The organism is Streptomyces sp. NPDC059740 (assembly GCF_042733155.1).
In the GTDB taxonomy this organism is placed as follows: domain Bacteria; phylum Actinomycetota; class Actinomycetes; order Streptomycetales; family Streptomycetaceae; genus Streptomyces.
This window is the reverse complement of sequence record NZ_JBHWGP010000010.1, coordinates 197,869-213,938: the sequence shown is the minus strand read 5'-3', so window position 1 is coordinate 213,938 and position 16,070 is coordinate 197,869. Positions and strand designations below refer to the sequence as shown.

The 16,070-nt window shown below is 74.3% G+C and carries 15 protein-coding genes; 8 read left to right on the top strand and 7 right to left on the bottom strand.

Features of this window, described 5'->3' with window-relative positions:
- Window positions 1-172 precede the first annotated feature (172 nt).
- Window positions 173-958 (top strand): site-2 protease family protein, encoded by a 786-nt coding sequence (locus tag ACFV3R_RS15430; protein WP_385581633.1) that lies wholly within the window; start codon window positions 173-175, stop codon window positions 956-958.
- 55 nt (window positions 959-1,013) lie between these two features.
- Here the strand turns inward: ACFV3R_RS15430 and ACFV3R_RS15425 are convergent, their stop codons facing one another.
- The gene (locus tag ACFV3R_RS15425; protein ID WP_385581630.1) at window positions 1,014-1,256 is read right to left on the bottom strand and encodes a hypothetical protein; all 243 of its coding nucleotides are present in this window, start codon (window positions 1,254-1,256) and stop codon (window positions 1,014-1,016) included.
- A gap of 109 nt (window positions 1,257-1,365) precedes the next feature.
- Window positions 1,366-2,115: an NADPH-dependent F420 reductase gene (npdG, locus tag ACFV3R_RS15420; protein WP_385581627.1), complete on the bottom strand. Its 750-nt coding sequence runs from the start codon at window positions 2,113-2,115 to the stop codon at window positions 1,366-1,368.
- A gap of 521 nt (window positions 2,116-2,636) precedes the next feature.
- Between npdG and ACFV3R_RS15415 the strand changes: the two genes are divergently transcribed.
- The 3 genes from ACFV3R_RS15415 (at window position 2,637) to ACFV3R_RS15405 (ending at window position 6,449) form a co-directional block, all read left to right on the top strand.
- Window positions 2,637-4,139, top strand: coding sequence for a sialate:H+ symport family MFS transporter (locus ACFV3R_RS15415; RefSeq protein ID WP_385581624.1), 1,503 nt, complete (start codon window positions 2,637-2,639; stop codon window positions 4,137-4,139).
- A 99-nt stretch (window positions 4,140-4,238) separates the two neighbouring features.
- The gene (locus tag ACFV3R_RS15410; protein WP_385581621.1) at window positions 4,239-4,994 is read left to right on the top strand and encodes a hypothetical protein; all 756 of its coding nucleotides are present in this window, start codon (window positions 4,239-4,241) and stop codon (window positions 4,992-4,994) included.
- A 72-nt stretch (window positions 4,995-5,066) separates the two neighbouring features.
- A complete protein-coding gene (locus ACFV3R_RS15405) occupies window positions 5,067-6,449 on the top strand; it encodes an MFS transporter (RefSeq protein ID WP_385581618.1) in 1,383 nt (460 codons plus the stop codon).
- A 67-nt stretch (window positions 6,450-6,516) separates the two neighbouring features.
- Here ACFV3R_RS15405 and ACFV3R_RS15400 read toward each other — a convergent pair whose 3' ends face one another.
- A complete protein-coding gene (locus tag ACFV3R_RS15400) occupies window positions 6,517-6,747 on the bottom strand; it encodes a hypothetical protein (protein WP_385581615.1) in 231 nt (76 codons plus the stop codon).
- A gap of 104 nt (window positions 6,748-6,851) precedes the next feature.
- Here ACFV3R_RS15400 and map point away from each other — a divergent pair, with 104 nt between their 5' ends.
- Both map and ACFV3R_RS15390 read left to right on the top strand, forming a co-directional pair.
- The gene (map, locus tag ACFV3R_RS15395; protein ID WP_385581612.1) at window positions 6,852-7,709 is read left to right on the top strand and encodes a type I methionyl aminopeptidase; all 858 of its coding nucleotides are present in this window, start codon (window positions 6,852-6,854) and stop codon (window positions 7,707-7,709) included.
- A 252-nt stretch (window positions 7,710-7,961) separates the two neighbouring features.
- Window positions 7,962-8,948 (top strand): hypothetical protein, encoded by a 987-nt coding sequence (locus tag ACFV3R_RS15390; protein ID WP_385581609.1) that lies wholly within the window; start codon window positions 7,962-7,964, stop codon window positions 8,946-8,948.
- 67 nt (window positions 8,949-9,015) lie between these two features.
- On the opposite strand, the gene ACFV3R_RS15385 is transcribed toward ACFV3R_RS15390, so the two are convergent.
- From ACFV3R_RS15385 to ACFV3R_RS15375, 3 genes are all read right to left on the bottom strand, one after another.
- The gene (locus tag ACFV3R_RS15385; protein WP_385581606.1) at window positions 9,016-9,759 is read right to left on the bottom strand and encodes a bifunctional DNA primase/polymerase; all 744 of its coding nucleotides are present in this window, start codon (window positions 9,757-9,759) and stop codon (window positions 9,016-9,018) included.
- A gap of 387 nt (window positions 9,760-10,146) precedes the next feature.
- Complete coding sequence (locus ACFV3R_RS15380; protein WP_385581603.1) at window positions 10,147-11,130, bottom strand: small ribosomal subunit Rsm22 family protein; 984 nt, start codon at window positions 11,128-11,130, stop codon at window positions 10,147-10,149.
- Window positions 11,131-11,253: 123 nt separating this feature from the next.
- Complete coding sequence (locus tag ACFV3R_RS15375) at window positions 11,254-12,642, bottom strand: multidrug effflux MFS transporter (protein WP_385581600.1); 1,389 nt, start codon at window positions 12,640-12,642, stop codon at window positions 11,254-11,256.
- Window positions 12,643-12,997: 355 nt separating this feature from the next.
- Between ACFV3R_RS15375 and ACFV3R_RS15370 the strand changes: the two genes are divergently transcribed.
- Together ACFV3R_RS15370 and ACFV3R_RS15365 are read left to right on the top strand one after the other, a co-directional pair.
- Window positions 12,998-14,722, top strand: coding sequence for an MFS transporter (locus ACFV3R_RS15370; RefSeq protein ID WP_385581597.1), 1,725 nt, complete (start codon window positions 12,998-13,000; stop codon window positions 14,720-14,722).
- Window positions 14,723-14,743: 21 nt separating this feature from the next.
- A complete protein-coding gene (locus ACFV3R_RS15365) occupies window positions 14,744-15,196 on the top strand; it encodes a MarR family winged helix-turn-helix transcriptional regulator (RefSeq protein WP_385581595.1) in 453 nt (150 codons plus the stop codon).
- A gap of 160 nt (window positions 15,197-15,356) precedes the next feature.
- Here the strand turns inward: ACFV3R_RS15365 and ACFV3R_RS15360 are convergent, their stop codons facing one another.
- A complete protein-coding gene (locus tag ACFV3R_RS15360) occupies window positions 15,357-15,812 on the bottom strand; it encodes an SRPBCC family protein (protein WP_385581592.1) in 456 nt (151 codons plus the stop codon).
- Window positions 15,813-16,070 lie beyond the last annotated feature (258 nt).

The following is a 16,070-nucleotide window of genomic DNA, read 5'->3' as shown; positions in this document are numbered from 1 at the left end:
GCACCGGGCCCGCCGCCGCTCCCCGCCCGCCCCGGCCCTGCCGGGCGGTTGCTGCGGCGGGCGGGGTGGTGGGGCGTCGGGTTCCGGTCCGCCGCCGGGAGTGGAAGGATCACCGCCACCGGCGGCAGGGCTGCCGGCGCCCGCCCCGTCCGCACGAGCCGAAGGCCGGACCATGACATTCACCGACGCCCGCCGCCGCCGGACAAACGCCCGAAGCGGCGGCGTCAGCCCCGTCTTCCTCGGCCTCCTCGCCGTCTTCGCCCTCGCCGCCTGGGGGACGTGGACCGCGTACGGCACCGGGGCGCGACTGGCGATCTTCGTGTTCGTGCTGGCCGGCTGGGTGATCTCGCTGTGCCTGCACGAGTACGCGCACGCCCGCTCGGCGTTCCACGGCGGTGACGTGACGGTGGCCGCCAAGGGGTACCTGCGGCTGAACCCGTTCGCCTACAGCCACGCGATGCTGAGCGTCGTCCTGCCGGTGATCTTCATCATCGCCGGCGGCATCGGCCTGCCGGGCGGCGCGGTCTACATCGAGCGGGCGATGATCTCCGGCCGGTGGAAGCACAGCCTGGTCTCGGCCGTCGGGCCGCTGGTCAACCTGCTGTGCGCCGCGGCCCTGCTGGTACCGCTGGGCACGGGGGTGCTCACCGGGGCGCCGGTCGCCTTCGCGGCGGCCTGCGGCTTCCTGGGCTTCCTCCAGGTCACCGCGACCCTGCTGAACCTGCTGCCGGTGCCGGGCCTGGACGGTTACGGCATCGTCGAGCCGTGGCTGTCCTACGAGGTGCGGCAGCAGCTGGCGCCGATCTCCCGGTTCGGGCTGCTGGCGGTCTTCCTCGTGCTGTGGATCCCCGCCGTCAACGAGCTCTTCTTCGGCTGGGTCTACGACCTGTTCAGCGTCTTCGGCGTGTCGCCGCAGCTCGCGTCACTGGGGAACGGGCTCTTCCGGTTCTGGCAGTGACCCGTGCGGGGCATGCGTGCGGGGGCTCCACGGCCCCGGCACCGGCCCTGCCCGCTCAGCCGCCTGCCGTCCACGCCTCGCCGGCCGCCGGGGTCTCCTGCGCGGCCTTCTCCTGGCGCAGCCGCCGCACGTAGTACCAGGCCATGTTGCTGGTGACACCGGCCACCAGGATCCATGCCACGCCCAGCCAGCTGCCCTGCACGAAGGAGATGACGGCGGCGACGACGGCGAGGACGCAGAGCGCGCCGGCGAAGAGCGCGAAGCGCTGGGCCGGGCGGGACGCTGGCACCGGGGGCATGGACGGAACTCCTGGGGGAGGGCGGTTACGGCGCTTCCAGTGTCCCTCATGTCCGGTGGCGTCCCGCTCCGGGCCGGGGCCGACCGCCGCCGGCCCGGTGCCCAGGGGCTCAGACGTCGGTGAGGCGCAGGCCCGCGTGGGCCTTGTAGCGGCGGTTGGCCGAGATCAGGTTGGCGACCAGCGACTCCACCTGGTGGGCGTTGCGCAGCCGGCCGGAGTAGACGCCCCGCATGCCGGGGATGCGGCCGGCGAGCGCCTGGACGACGTCGGTGTCGGCGCGGCTCTCACCGAGGACCATGACGTCGGTGTCGATCTGCTCCACGTCCGGGTCCTGGAGCAGGACGGCGGAGAGGTGGTGGAAGGCGGCGACGACCCGGGAGTCGGGCAGCAGGGCGGCGGCCTGTTCGGCGGCGCTGCCCTCGGCCGGGGTCAGGGCGTAGGCGCCCTTCTTGTCGAACCCGAGCGGGTTGACGCAGTCGACGACGAGCTTGCCGGACAGGTCCTCGCGCAGTGCGGTGAGCAGCGCCTCGTGGCCCTCCCACGGCACGGCGACGATCACGATGTCGGATCGGCGGGCGCAGTGCGCGTTGTCCGCCCCCTCGACGCCGGAGCCGATCTCCTCGGCGGCCGTGCGGGCGCGGTCGGCGGAGCGGGAGCCGACGATCACCTTCTGGCCGGCCCGGGCCAGGCGGTAGGCGAGTCCCCGCCCCTGGTCGCCGGTGCCGCCGAGCACGCCGACGACGAGGCCGCTGACGTCGGGGAGGTCCCAGGGGTCCTTGGCGGGTGCCTTGGGCTTCGCGTCACCGTTCGATGCCGGCTTACCGGCGTCCTGGGCTGGGGCGTTGTCAGAAGTGGTCATGGTGGCGATCCTGCCACGCCGCCGGGAGCCCTTTGGTGACGACCTCCCCGGGGTGGTGCGGACCGGCCCGGCTGCCGGCGGACCGCTCGTCCGTCGGGCGGGGTCCGCAGCGGCGCCCAGGGGCCCGGCCGGACGGGACCGGCCGGCCGCGCTGTCCGACGTCGTCGACGCGGCACGCGAGGCGGACCGGGGTGGTTCCTCCTGGGCTCTGGGCGGATGCCGGACGGCGCTGTACCTTCTGGGCGTCATCGACCATCCCGCCACCGCCCGCCCGCAGTTCCCGCTCCGCGAGACGGCCGTGGACCGCCCCCGCCCGCTGCCGTGCGCCGCCGGCCCGACCCCGGTCAGGTGGCCGGGCGGCCCCTCGCCCTCCGCCGAGGCCCCTCGGCCCGGGGACGCCGCACCTCCACCCCGGCCCGCACCACCGCACCCGGCCCGGGCCCGCCCGCGGTGCGCCGGGCGGGCCGGCGCCATCTCCCGCACCGCGCTCGACGAGGAGCGCCCGCCCGACTGGAGAGACCGTGACGCAGCCGACGACCCCGCACCCGCCCTGGTACCGGGAGGTGAGCAGATCCCAGTGGCGTTCGATGTTCGCCGCGTGGGTCGGCTACCTCCTGGACGGCTTCGACTTCGTCCTCATCACCCTCGTCCTGACCGAGATCAGCAAGGACTTCGGGCTCAGCACGGTGCAGGCGGCCAGTCTGGTCTCGGCCGCGTTCATCAGCCGCTGGCTGGGCGGCGCGGCCGTCGGTGCGCTCGGCGACCGCTTCGGCCGCCGGGCCGCCATGGTCACCAGCATCCTGCTGTACTCGCTCGGCTCCTTCGCCTGCGGTTTCGCCTGGGACTACACCAGCCTCTTCGTCGCCCGGCTCGCCATCGGCATGGGGATGGCGGGCGAGTACGGCGCGAGTTCGACCTACGTCCTGGAGCGCTGGCCGGCCCGGGTGCGGGGCCGGGCCTCGGGGTTCCTGATATCCGGCTACTACGTCGGCACGGTGCTGGCCGCCCAGGTCTACGAGTGGGTGGTCCCGCACTGGGGCTGGCGCTGGATGTTCTACCTCGGCCTGGTGCCGGTCCTGGTGGCCCTCTGGATCCGCCGGTCGCTGCCCGAGGCGGACGAGTGGGAGGCCGCCGTCGGTGAGCGGGGCACCCGCCCCAACCCGTTCCGCCCGCTCTTCGCGACCCCGGCCAGGGCGACGCTCAACGTCGTGGTCATGGCCGCGGCCTCGGTCAGCCTGTTCTGCGTCTTCACCCCGGCCGGCACCGGGCTGGTGCCCGTCCTCGCGCTCGTGGCGACGCTGTGCATCGGGAGCCTGGCAGTGCAGCTCGGCGGCCGGCGCGGCTGGCTGCTGTACCTCTCGCTGCTGGTGACCGTCTTCGCCGCGTTCCTCTACAGCTGGCCGATCCAGGCGCTGCTGCCGACCTACCTCAAGACCGATCTGCACTACGGCGCCGGGCAGGTGACGGACGTCCTGTACTGGGCCGGCTTCGGCACCGTGGTCGGCTGCTGGGTCGCGGGCTTCGTCGGCGACCGGCTGGGCTCCTCCAAGGCGTACGCGATCACCCTGCTCGCCTCCCTGGCCGTCGTCTTCCCGGTCTTCGCCACCCGCGACAGCCTCCTGCTGCTCGGCCTGCTCCTCTTCGTCCTCCAGGCGCTCAGCGCGGGCATCTCCGGTCTGCTGCCCCGCTACATCGGCGGCCACTTCCCCACCGGGAGCCGGGGCGCCGCACTCGGGTTCACCTACAACGTGGGGGCGCTGGGCGGCGCCGTCGCCCCCGTGCTGGGCGCGAAACTGGCCGAGGGCATGCCGCTGGGCACCTCGCTGGCGGTGCTGACCTCGGGGCTGACGCTGGTGGTCATCGTCCTCGTCGGCTTCGACGTGCCCGGCCGGCTCCACCACCGGCTCAACCCGGACCTGCCGCGCGACCACCTGGCGCCCGGGGCGTCCCTCACCGGGACCGGTCCGGCGGTCGGGGCAGGCGCGGGGGCCGGGACGCAGGAGGCCGTACCGCCCGTGCGGTGACCTCCGCCGCGGACCGCGGCCCGGACGCACCACCCCTATCGGGTGACGGCGCGGCGTCCGGGCCCGCCACGGGGGGCCGGTGCGGCATCATGCGCGCCCATGGACGCCGTACGTGTCGCTCTCCTGCGGGAGGTTCTCGCCGGGACACCGTGGGTGCAGGACACCCGCCGTTTCGCCGGTTCGCTGCGGGCCGCCGTGACGGCCTACGGTGGCGGGCTGCTGCTGGTGGGCAGCGAGGGCTACGAGCCCTGGCACATGGCGGCCCACCTCGACGACGAGGCGGCCTGGGCGGGCCTGCCGGAGCTGTCCCCGGTCCTGGTGCGCCACCGCGTCCCGCCCCGGGCCCCGGCCCACCTCTCGGTGGGCCTGGACCGCCTCAGGTCGGCAGGCCGGGGCCGGACCCTGCTGGTGGTGACGCCCACCGCGGCCGACCCGGGGCTCCTGGAACACGTCCACGACGCGCGCCGCGGCGGCGCCACGGTGCTGGTCCTCGACAGCGGCGACCGGGAGCTGCACGCCCTGGCGCACGAGGCCCTGGCGGCGCCGCCCCCGTTCCTCCCGCCGGCCCCCGGTGCGGGCCCTGACACGCCGGCCGCCTCCCCGCACGACCCGGTGCTCCCGCCGCCGCGCGGTGGTGTCCCCACCGGCGAGGGGGCGAGGGGACCGGCCGCCGGCACCGAGGACCGCGGCTCCCCCGCGCCCCGCACCGACCTCGACCTCGACATGGTCCAGCACCTGGTGAGCGCCGCGGCGGGCGAGAACGGGCAGCCCGCGCCGCGTGGTCGCCGCCGCTTCCGGGACCGCCTCGCCCGCCTCGCCGACCAGCTCACCGACCCGCCCTCGACCCGCTGGTGAGGGCGGCGCGGGTCCGGCCGGCGCACCGGAAAACCCGTTGCCGCCGCGCCGCCCCGCCGGGACGATCCCCTGGTGACCCACCCCCTTCCCGCCAACCGCCGCCCCCGCCGCGGGTTCCGGCTGCCGGCGGCGGTGCTGCCCGACCTGACGCCGTGGCGGGCCTCCCGGGACTTCCGGCTCCTGTGGTGCTCGGGGGCGGTGTCGATGTTCGGCGGCTTCCTCACCTTCGTGGCGGTCCCGTTGCAGCTCAAGGAGTTGACGGGCTCGGCGTGGGCGGTCGGGGCGACGGGCCTGGTCGAGCTGGTGCCGCTGCTGGCCTGCGGGCTGTACGGGGGCGCGCTGGCCGACGCGGTGGACCGCAGACGGCTGGTGCTGTGGACCGAGGTGCTGCTCGGGCTGCTCTCCCTGGTGCTGCTGGCCGACAGCCTGGTGCCCCGGCCGGCCCTCTGGCCGCTCTACCTCGTGGCGGCGGCGTCAAGTGCCCTGAGCGGCCTCCAGCGGCCGGCGCTCGACGCCATCATGCCGCGGGTGGTGGCCCCCGAACACCTCGCCGCCGCCGCGGCGTTGAAGGGCGCCAGCTGGCAGCTGGGCGGGATCGCCGGGCCCGCCCTCGGCGGCCTGCTGGTGGCCTCCGCGGGGACGGGCGCGGCCTACGCGGTGGACGCCGCCACCTTCGCGGTGTCGGTGGCGTTCGTCGCCCGCATCGCCCCCGTGCCGCCCGCGCCCGGCGCCGGGCCGCCGGGGCTGCGGAGCCTCGCCGAGGGCGCGCGGTACGCCTGGGGCCGCAAGGACCTGCTCGGCACCTACGTGGTGGACCTGGCCGCGATGTTCCTGGCGCTGCCCACGGCGGTGCTCCCCTTCCTCGCCGACGACCTCCACGCGCCCTGGGCCCTGGGCCTGCTGTACGCGACGGTCCCGGTGGGGGCGTTGCTGGTCGGTGCGACCAGTGGCTGGACCTCGCGGGTGCACCGGCACGGCCGGGCGGTGGTCCTCGCGGCGGCCGGTTTCGGCCTGTGCACCGCCCTGGCGGGCTGCGGCGGGCCGCTGTGGCTGGTGCTCCTGCTGCTGGCGGCGGCCGGGGGCTGCGACATGGTCAGCGGCGTCTTCCGCTCCACGCTGTGGAACCGGACCGTCCCGGACGGGCTGCGCGGCCGTCTCGCCGGCATCGAGGTGCTGTCCTTCACCGCCGGGCCGCAGCTGGGCCAGGCGCGGGCCGGAGCCGTCGCGGCGCTCACCGGCGCCCGCACCGCCGTCTGGTCGGGCGGGGCGCTGTGCGTGGCGGTCGTGGGCCTGCTGGCGCTGGCGCTGCCCCGGCTGACGGCGTACGACGACCGCACCGCCGGGCATCCGGCCCGGCCGGGGGCGCCGCCCGCCGCGCCGGAGGCCGCGCCGCCGCCGGCGACCGTTCCGCAGGCCGCCGCCTGCGAACCGGAGGCCGGTGCGGCACAGGTGTGAGCGCCGGCCGGCGTCCGGCGCCCCGGGCCGGGTGCCGGGGCTCAGGGGGAACGCTGCGCCTTGGGCCCTACTCGCCCGCCTCGCCGGCGCCGCCCCGGTCGTGCCACCGCTCGTCGGTGTCCCACTGCAGGTTGCGCTGGCGGGCGGTCTCCATGGCGTGCGCGGCCTCCTCGCGGGTGCCGTACGGGCCGAAGCGGTCGGCGGCCCGGCACTGGGGGCCCTCCTCGACCGTCTGGTGGTGCAGGCAGTAGTACCACTCGCCGGCCTTGCCCACCGTGCGTCTCTTGAACAGGGCCATCACGCCTCCCGGGTGCCTGCGCGACCGGGCCCGCGGCTCGGGGGCCCGGCGGTAACGCCTTACTCCGGCATCCTGCCCGAACAGCCGCGATTACACTCGCTGACATGTCTGGCCAGTCGCTCGTGGTCCCCGGGACCGTCTCGCCCACCCTGCCCGTACCGTCGTCCATCGCCCGCCCCGAGTACGTCGGCAAGGACGCCCCGACGCCGTACACCGGGCCGGAGGTGCAGGACGCCGAAACGATCGAGAAGATGCGCGTCGCCGGCCGTATCGCCGCCCAGGCGATGGAGGAGGCGGCCAAGCTGATCGCCCCCGGCGTGACCACGGACGAGCTGGACCGGGTCGCCCACGCGTACATGTGCGACCACGGCGCGTACCCCTCGACCCTCGGCTACCGCGGCTTCCCCAAGTCCCTGTGCTCCTCGGTCAACGAGGTCATCTGCCACGGCATCCCCGACTCCACCGTCCTGCGCGACGGCGACATCGTGAACCTCGACGTGACGGCCTACATCGGCGGCGTGCACGGCGACAACAACGCCACCTACCTGTGCGGCGAGGTCGACGAGGAGTCGCGCCTGCTGGTCGAGCGGACCCGGGAGTCGCTCAACCGCGCGATCAAGGCGGTGAAGCCGGGCCGCCAGATCAACATCATCGGCCGGGTCATCGAGTCCTACGCCAAGCGGTTCGGTTACGGCGTGGTGCGGGACTTCACCGGTCACGGCATCAACTCCTCCTTCCACTCCGGCCTGGTCGTCCCGCACTACGACAGCCCCCACCACACGACCGTGATGAAGCCCGGCATGACGTTCACCATCGAGCCGATGCTGACGCTGGGCAGTCACGACTACGACATGTGGGACGACGGGTGGACGGTCGTCACCAAGGACCGCCGCCGCACCGCCCAGTTCGAGCACACCCTGGTGGTGACGGAGACCGGGGCCGACGTCCTGACGCTCCCCTGACCCTTCCGCCGACCCCTCCGCCCCGTCCCGGGTGCCGGCCGCCGCGGGCCGCGCCCGGGACGCGGTGTCCGGCGGGGCCTGCAGTGAACTCGCCGCCGCACGGCGTAGGTCACGGTGTGGACTCCCTCTTCGGTCCCGGTATCCGGCTCGGGGCCTCGGGGCGGGTAGTGTTGCGGCGCAATCGTGCCTCCCCGGGCGGCTGCCGCGTCAGCGCCGGCCGCCCCCGGTCGCCCCAGAAGGAGCCCGAGCCCCATGACACGCAGGTCACCGTTGCGGGTGCCCGTCAGCCTGGCGGTAGCGAGCGCCGCCGTAGTGAGCCTCGGCGGCTGCATGACGGTGCACGGCGAGCGGGAAATGATCCCCGCCGTGTCCAAGGGGGAGGCCGCCAAGGCGCTGAAGCACTACGTCACCCAGTACAACGCGGTCAACCGCACCTTCGACGCGAAGTCCGACTTCAGCTGGGAGACCGGCCCGTTGGCGGAGCAGGACCGGGCGCAGACGAAGATCAACCATGCCAAGTACCCCGACGGCCCGCCCCACTTCGTGCCGATGACGCTCAGCAACGCCCACTTCACGGTGCCCCGGCAGGCCGGGTGGCCCAAGTTCTTCGTGGCCGACGCCATCAGCAACTACGGCAACACCCCGCACTGGTACCTGCTCTTCACCCGTGACGACGTCAAGTCGCCGTGGAAGGCGGCCTACTTGGAGGGCATCGCCAAGAACACGCCGGGACCCCAGTTCAAAACCGACGCCGACGGCTACGCGCAGACGGTTCCGCGGCGACCCGGTGACGACGCGAAGGTACGCACCTCCCCCAGCGACCTCGCCGGCACGTACACCGACTACCTGACCACCCAGAAGGGCACCGACTTCGCGCCGGGACCGGCCACCACGGGCCTGCTGCAGTCGCGCCGGCGGTTGAACAGCGTGCCGGGACAGAACCTGCAGTGGGACGACCAGGCGTCGAAGTTCCCGCCCATGGCGTTGCGCACGAAGAACGGCGGGGCGCTGGTCTTCTTCGCGACCGACCTGCACCAGAAGACGACGCTGCCCCCCACGTCGATGGTCAACCCGGCAGCGGATGCGAAGGCCCTGCTGACGAACCCGGCCAAGAAGTCGAACGCGATCATGCTCACCAAGGTCACGCAGCAGATGGCGATGGTGCCGCCGAAGGGCTCGCAGAACCGCATCCAGGTGCTCTCCCACCTCCCGCAGCTGATCTCCGCGACCATGCTCTGAGGGACCCCGCCCGGCACCGGCCGACTCGGCACGGCCCGCCCGTGGCCCGGGGCCGCCCGGAGCGGTGTCAGCGGCCGATGGGCCAGGCCGCGGCTTCCTCACCGTCGTAGCGTCCGGCGAACTCGGCGCAGGCGTCGGTCAGCGAGCCCAGCAGGGTGAGCGGGTCGGGCAGGGCAAGCTCGGGGGCGCGCAGCCAGGTCACGGGCGGCTGCTCGCCCGGCAGTCGCGAGGGCGGCAACAGGACGTAGCTGCCCCGGCAGTGCCAGCGCAGGCCCGGGTGCTCGTCCATCGTCTCCGGGTGGCAGTCCAGCTCGCAGGGCCACCACTCGTCCTCGTCGTCCGGGGTGCCGCGGGTCGCGGTGAAGAAGAGCATCCGCCCCTCACGCACCCCGTCCCCGCTGAGGGCCACCGGTCCGACCTCGACGCCGGCGGCGTCCAGCCGCTCCAGGGCGGCCCTGCCCGCCTCGACGGGTACGTCCAGCACATCGTGGGCCATCCCGGTGGCGGTGACGAAGTTGGCCTGCGGGTACTTGCGGAGCCAGCCCTCGACGGTCGCGCGGTCAGTGGTGGCGACGGTCTGCCAGCCGAAGGAGACCGGGTGCCGGCCCGGCGTCGGACACCCGACGCGTTCACAGGAGCAACCGTAGCCGGAGGGGTGGGCGGCGGGCGCCACGGGGAAGCCGGCGGCGGCGGCCGCCAGCAGCAGGTCCTCACGGCCCCTCGCGTCCGCTGTCCCCGCGTCCGCGCCGGCACCACTCGCGGCGTCCCGGGACCGCCGCAGCCACTGGGAGAACCTGCTCATGCGTTCCATGTATCCCCTGCCTTCGCGTGCGGTGGTCTGGCCCCCATGCTGCCACCATCACGGGCGCGAGGTGAGCCGAGGCCGGATTCGGGCCGGTGGGAACGGTTCGCGGGGGCCGGCGGACGCGGTCGACGGGGCCGGCGGGCAGGCCGGACGGGGGCCCGGGGCGATGCGCCGCCCGGGCCGGCCCGGCCGGGGGAACCGCGCCGCCTCCCGCGGACGGGCCGGGCCCCGCGCGCGGGCCGCGGCCGGCGCCGCGAGGCGGTTCCCGGTGGGCGGCAGTCCGGCTCCGCGAGGCGTTTCCTCCGGTTTGCGCCGGGTGGCACCGCTCAGCCCGCATCGCCCCGTGCCGTCGCGTCGTCGGGAGGCCCGCGCCGGGCTCGCCGCGCCGGTGACTCAGTCGCCGGGTGAGGTGTCCCACTCCGCGCCCCACGCCAGGTTGCGGGCGGTGCGGTAGCGCTCGCCGTGGCGCTTGGTGACAGTGGTGCGTGTCAGGCCCTCGGGCGTGCAGAGGTCCAGGAGTACCTGGCCCTTGGGCTGCTGGGGGCGGCGGACGACGCGGGCGGCGGCGGCAGGCCGGTCGGCGCGGGTCGCCGCGACGTAGGCGTACTTCTCGTCCTCGTAGGCGAGGGAGCCCTGCTTGACCCGGCGGTGCAGCGCGGAGCGGCTGACGCGGGCGGCGAAGTGGCACCAGTCACCGCCCCGGGCGGGGTCCGCCTCCTCGGGCATGGGGCAGGCGGCGCTGTGCGGGCAGGGCGCGAGGACGTGCAGGCCGGCGGCGAGCAGCCGGTCGCGGGCGGCCCGGATCCTGCGGAACCCCTCCGGGGTGCCGGGCTCGACCACGACGACGGTGGTGGCGGCGCGGGCGGCCTCGTCGACGAGGGTGTGGCGGTCGCTCTCGCGCAGTTCGCCCAGGACGTAGGAGACGGTCACCAGGTCGGTGCCGGCCGGCAGCGCCAGGCCCGCGCCGACCGCCTGGCGGTGCCAGCGGACGTCCGGGAGGGTGCCGGCGGCCAGCTCCCGGCCGAGTTCCAGCGCCGGCTCGGCCCAGTCCAGGACGGTGGTGCGCACCTCGGGCCAGACGTCGGCGGCGGCCCAGGTGGCCGCGCCGGTGCCGCCGCCGACGTCGATGTGGCCGGTGGGCGTCCAGTCGGGGGCGCGGCGGGCCACGGCGGCCAGTGCGGCGTGCACGGCCTCGAAGGTGGCGGGCATGCGGTAGGCGGCGTAGGCGACGGCGTCGGCACGATCGCGCAGCACGGGCGCGTCGGTGGGCGTGCGGCCGCGGTAGTGGGTCATGAGCCGCTCCACCGCCTGCGCGGCGCGCCGGGGCGGCAGGCCGTCGAGCAGGCCGGCCAGTGCGGCGCGCAGTTCCTCGTGCATTCGGGCAATTCTACGGCCCGCCCCGGGCCCGTCCGGACCGCCGGCCGCCGCCTCGAAGGGCGTTTGCCGCTGGGCCGCAGGGGCCCCTTCCGCCGGTCGGCGAAGAGGCCCCTGCGGCTCCCGTCAGACGGTGACCGCCTCGCCCCTGCGCTGCCACGGACGGCACAGGAGGAGGAAGCAGCCGAGCGCCAGGAGCGCGCAGCAGAGCTGGACGAGGGCCATCGGCACGGCGGTGCGCTCACCGGCGATGCCCACCAGCGGGGAGGCCACCGACCCCATGAGGAAGGTGGAGGTGCCCAGCAGCGCCGAGGCCGAACCGGCGGCGTGCGGGGTGCGCAGCAGCCCCTGGGTGTTGGTGCTGGGCATGACCAGGCCCATCGAGGACATCAGCACGAACAGGCCGGCGGCGATCGGGAACAGCCCCGCGTGCCCGAACACCCCGCTCGCCATCACCAGCAGTGCGGCGGCGGCGAGGGCGATCAGGACGAGGCCGACGGTCAGGACCCGGTCGAGGCTGACCCGCCCCACCAGGACCTTGCCGTTGAGCTGTCCGACCAGGACCAGGCCGACGGAGTTGACGCCGAACAGCAGGCTGAAGGTCTGCGGCGAGGCGCCGTAGATCTCCTGGATCACGAACGGCGAGGCGGAGACGTAGGCGAACAGCGCCGCGAAGCCGAAGGCGCCGCAGAGCATGTAGCCCGCGAAGACCCGGTCGGCGAGCAGGGAGCGGATGGTGCGCACGGCGTCGCCCAGTCCGCCGTCGTGGCGGGCGGCGGGCGGCAGCGTCTCGTGGAGGCGGCGCCAGACCAGCAGGGTGAGCAGGGTGCCGACGACGGTGAGGAGGACGAACACCCCCCGCCAGTCGGTGAACCGGAGGATCTGGCCGCCGATGAGCGGTGCCACCACGGGCGCCACACCGGAGATCAGCATGAGGGTGGAGAAGAAGCGGGCCATGGCCAGGCCGTCGTAGAGGTCGCGGACGACGGCGCGGGAGATGACGATGCCGGCGGCGCCGGCGAGGCCCTGGATCAGGCGGGCGGCGACCAGCAGGCCCACGTTGGGCGAGAGCGCGCACAGGGCGGTCGCCACGACGTAGATGACCATGCCGATGAGGAGGGGACGGCGTCGGCCCCACTTGTCGCTCATGGGGCCGACGATCATCTGTCCGACGGCCATGCCGGCGAGGCAGCCGGTGAGGGTGAGCTGGGCGGTGGCGGCGGAGGTGTGCAGACCGTCGGTGACCGCCGGCAGCGACGGCAGGTACATGTCCATCGACAGCGGCGGGACGGCGGTGAGGCCGCCGAGCAGCAGGGTGACCAGCAGGCCCGTCCGGCGGGCGGCGGGGGTGGAGGTCGGGACCGTGGCGCGGGTCTGCGTCGCGCCGGCGGTGCGGGAGGAGGCGACGATCGGGGACGCAGGGTGCGGCTTCCCGGTCGGGCGCGGGGACGCGTCCGGTGCGTCCGATATGTCTGAGTGGTGGGTCTCGGCCGTGGCGTGGCCGGGCTCCGTCATGTGTGTCTCCGAGGGAATAGGTGTGGACACCATGGTGTCACGACCCCCACCCCACCCCCCATCACTTTTCGCCACCCGGACGCCGACTCCCGTCAGTGGCAGGAGTGTTGGGCACCGGGACGCGTCCGGCCCCGTCCACGCCACCGTGCGGCCCCGCCCACGCCACCGTCCGGGCGGCCCGGGGCGGCCTCCCCGGAGGGGCGGACACCGGCGCGCACGCGGGACGCGCGGGCGCACGGCAAACCGGGGGACGCTCCCCCGCCCCCCCGACCCCTTTCAGGACAGTCTTGCGAGCCGTCACCGGCCGCCACATCATTAGCTTACGTAAGCTAACTTTCACCGAGGGGGCTCCGCGATGCGCACGGTGGGACTGGATCATCCGCACTACAAATGGGTCGCGTTGTCCAACACGACCCTGGGCACGCTCATCGCCACGATCAACTCCTCGATCGTGCTGATCTCCCTGCCGGCCATCTTCAACGGCATCCACCTCGACCCGCTGGAGCCCGGCAACGTCAGCTACCTGCTGTGGATGCTGATGGGCTACATGCTGGTCACGGCGGTGCTCGTGGTGACGCTCGGCCGCCTCGGCGACCTCTACGGCCGGGTGAAGATCTACAACGCGGGCTTCGCCGTCTTCACCCTCACCTCCATCGCCCTCTCCCTCGACCCGTTCGACGGCGGCCCGGGGGCGCTGTGGCTCATCGGGTGGCGGGTCGCCCAGGCGGTCGGCGGGGCGATGCTGATGGCCAACTCGGCGGCGATCATCACCGATGCCTTCCCGGCGCGGCAGCGCGGCATGGCGCTGGGCGTCAACGTGGTCGCGGCCATCGCCGGCCAGTTCGTCGGCCTCGTCCTGGGCGGCGTCCTGGCCGAGTGGAACTGGCGGACCATCTTCTGGGTGAACGTGCCGATCGGCGTCATCGGCACCCTGTGGGCCTACCGCTCGCTGCACGACCGCGGGGAGCGGCGGCCGGCGGCCATCGACTGGTGGGGCAACGTCACCTTCGCCGTCGGCCTGACCGCGCTGCTCGCCGGCATCACCTACGGCATCCAGCCCTACGGCGGCCACACCATGGGCTGGGGCAACCCGTGGGTGCTGGCCGGCCTGATCGGCGGCGTCCTGGTGCTCGCCGTGTTCTGCCTGGTCGAGAGCCGGGTCGCGGAGCCCATGTTCCCGCTGCGGCTGTTCCGTTCGGCCTCGTTCTCCGGCGGCAACGCGGCCACCCTGCTGGGCTCGGTGGCCCGCGGCGGACTGCAGTTCATGCTGATCATCTGGTTGCAGGGCATCTGGCTGCCGCTGCACGGCTACCGGTACGAGGACACCCCGCTGTGGGCGGGCATCTACATGGTCCCGCTCACCATCGGCTTCCTGCTGGCCGGACCGCTCGCCGGCCATCTCTCCGACCGCTACGGGGCCCGGCTCTTCGCGGCCGGCGGCCTGGTGGTGATGGCGGCGTCCTTCGCCGGGCTGCTGCTCGTCCCGACCGACTTCGGCTACCCGGTCTTCGCCGCCCTGATCTTCGTCAACGGCGTGGGCGGCGGCCTCTACGCGGCCCCCAACACCTCGCTGATCATGTCCAGTGCGCCGGCGGAGGCCCGCGGCGCGGCGTCCGGCATGCGCTCGACGTTCCAGAACGCCGGCATGGTGCTGTCCATCGGCGTCTTCTTCTCGCTGATGGTGGCGGGGCTGGCCGGCTCGCTGCCGCACGCGCTGAGCTCGGGACTCACCGCCCAGGGCGTGCCGACGGCCACCGCGGACTCGATCGCCGCGCTGCCGCCGGTCGGGCTGCTCTTCGCCGCCTTCCTCGGTTACAACCCGATCCAGCAGCTGCTGGGCTCCTCGACACTGCACCACCTCCCGGCCGCCCATGCCCACGCGCTGACGGGCCGGCAGTTCTTCCCGCACCTGATAGCGGGCCCCTTCCACCAGGGCCTGATCGTGGTGTTCTGGCTCGCCATCGCCATGTCGCTGGTGGCTGCCGCCGCGTCGCTGGTGCGTGGTCGGCGTACCGCGGCGCAGGGCGTGGAGGTTACCTTGAGGGATGCGGACCCCGAGGTCCAGAAGACCACCAGTTGACCGTCACCCGCGCGAGGACCGATGACCGACGAGCAGGGGCCGGACCCCGCCGACACCTCGCGACTGCGACTGGCCATCGCGCGCCTGTACCGGCAGATGGTGCAGGCCTCCGGCGACCAGGACCTCACCTTCGCCCAGCTCTCCGCGCTGGCGCGGGTGGCCGAGTACGGCCCGCTGCGGCTGGGGGAACTGGCCGCCCGCGAACAGGTCTCGGCCCCGTCGATGATCCGCACGGTCGCCTCCCTGGAGACGAGGGACCTGCTCGCCAAGGAGCCCGACCCCCACGACCGGCGCTCGCAGCACATCAGCGTCACACCGCACGGCCACGAGGTGCTGGCCCGGGTGCGCCGCCGGCGCTCGGAGCTCCTCACCGACCGCCTGGTGAGGCTGTCAGCCGAGCAGCGCCGCGTCCTGCACGAGGCCGTCCCGGTGCTGGAACTGCTCGCCGAGGAACCGGAGCGGCACGGCGGGTGAGGTGCGTGGGGCCCGGGCCGGGCGCTCCCGCTGCGGCGACACGCAGCCGTGCCCCCGGCCACCTGCGGGGAGGCCGGGGGCACGCGGAGCGGCAGGCCGGCGGCGTCCGGCAACGGCCGTCCCGGTGCGGACCGGACCGCGAGGCCGCCGTCGCCTCCGCTCACCCGACGTGGTGGGCGCCCTCCGGAGCACGCGTACCGGCGGCGACCTCGGCCATCTTCTGGAACTCGCCCAGGTCGTAGTTGGTCAGTGTCGAGTCCAGGTTGGTCAGTGCGCCCAGCCGCTCGACGAAGCCCTTCGGGTCGTACTCGATCTGGAGGGTGACGCGGCTGGTGGTGTCGGTGACGTGGTGGAAGGTCACCACGCCCGCGTGCTGCACGCCGTCGGTCGTCCGCCAGGCGATGCGCTCCTGCGGCACGACCTCGGTGAGTTCGGCGACGAAGCTCTTGTCGGCGCCGGGAAGGTCGAGTCGCCAGGCGAAGCGGCCCTCGCCCATCGGCTCCACGTCCCGGACGTGGCTGAGGAAGGCGGGCCAGCGCGTGACGTCGCTCCAGATGTCCCAGGCCACGCCCACGGGCGCCTCGAGGTCGACTGCTTCGATCAGTGAGGCGGACACGTCCACTCCTCTCGTAGGGTGCTTCGTTCCACCGGTTACCCGAGTCCTCCGCACGCACTCCGGGGGATTTACCCCGGTGCCGCGCCCACCCCGCAGGGCGGCCCCCGGACACCCGCCCGGGACGTGAAACCCCTGGTGGTGCGACGGCAAACCCCTGTGGTGCGACGGCATGGTGCCGCCGCGCCACAGGGGTCGCGGTCCCGAGGAGGTTCACAGGCCGGTCCGTACGGACTCCGGGGTCCCGGTTGCCGGGACGCA

What these genes read in the sequence shown, in the direction of transcription:
- ACFV3R_RS15385 (WP_385581606.1), bottom strand. Translation starts at nt 9,759, where the DNA reads ATGGAACGCATGAGCAGGTTCTCCCAGTGGCTGCGGCGGTCCCGGGAC.
- ACFV3R_RS15380 (WP_385581603.1), bottom strand. Translation starts at nt 11,130, where the DNA reads ATGCACGAGGAACTGCGCGCCGCACTGGCCGGCCTGCTCGACGGCCTG.
- ACFV3R_RS15370 (WP_385581597.1), top strand. Translation starts at nt 12,998, where the DNA reads ATGCGCACGGTGGGACTGGATCATCCGCACTACAAATGGGTCGCGTTG.
- ACFV3R_RS15425 (WP_385581630.1), bottom strand. Translation starts at nt 1,256, where the DNA reads ATGCCCCCGGTGCCAGCGTCCCGCCCGGCCCAGCGCTTCGCGCTCTTC.
- ACFV3R_RS15365 (WP_385581595.1), top strand. Translation starts at nt 14,744, where the DNA reads ATGACCGACGAGCAGGGGCCGGACCCCGCCGACACCTCGCGACTGCGA.
- ACFV3R_RS15375 (WP_385581600.1), bottom strand. Translation starts at nt 12,642, where the DNA reads ATGACGGAGCCCGGCCACGCCACGGCCGAGACCCACCACTCAGACATA.
- ACFV3R_RS15410 (WP_385581621.1), top strand. Translation starts at nt 4,239, where the DNA reads ATGGACGCCGTACGTGTCGCTCTCCTGCGGGAGGTTCTCGCCGGGACA.
- ACFV3R_RS15430 (WP_385581633.1), top strand. Translation starts at nt 173, where the DNA reads ATGACATTCACCGACGCCCGCCGCCGCCGGACAAACGCCCGAAGCGGC.
- npdG (WP_385581627.1), bottom strand. Translation starts at nt 2,115, where the DNA reads ATGACCACTTCTGACAACGCCCCAGCCCAGGACGCCGGTAAGCCGGCA.
- ACFV3R_RS15390 (WP_385581609.1), top strand. Translation starts at nt 7,962, where the DNA reads ATGACACGCAGGTCACCGTTGCGGGTGCCCGTCAGCCTGGCGGTAGCG.
- ACFV3R_RS15400 (WP_385581615.1), bottom strand. Translation starts at nt 6,747, where the DNA reads ATGGCCCTGTTCAAGAGACGCACGGTGGGCAAGGCCGGCGAGTGGTAC.
- map (WP_385581612.1), top strand. Translation starts at nt 6,852, where the DNA reads ATGTCTGGCCAGTCGCTCGTGGTCCCCGGGACCGTCTCGCCCACCCTG.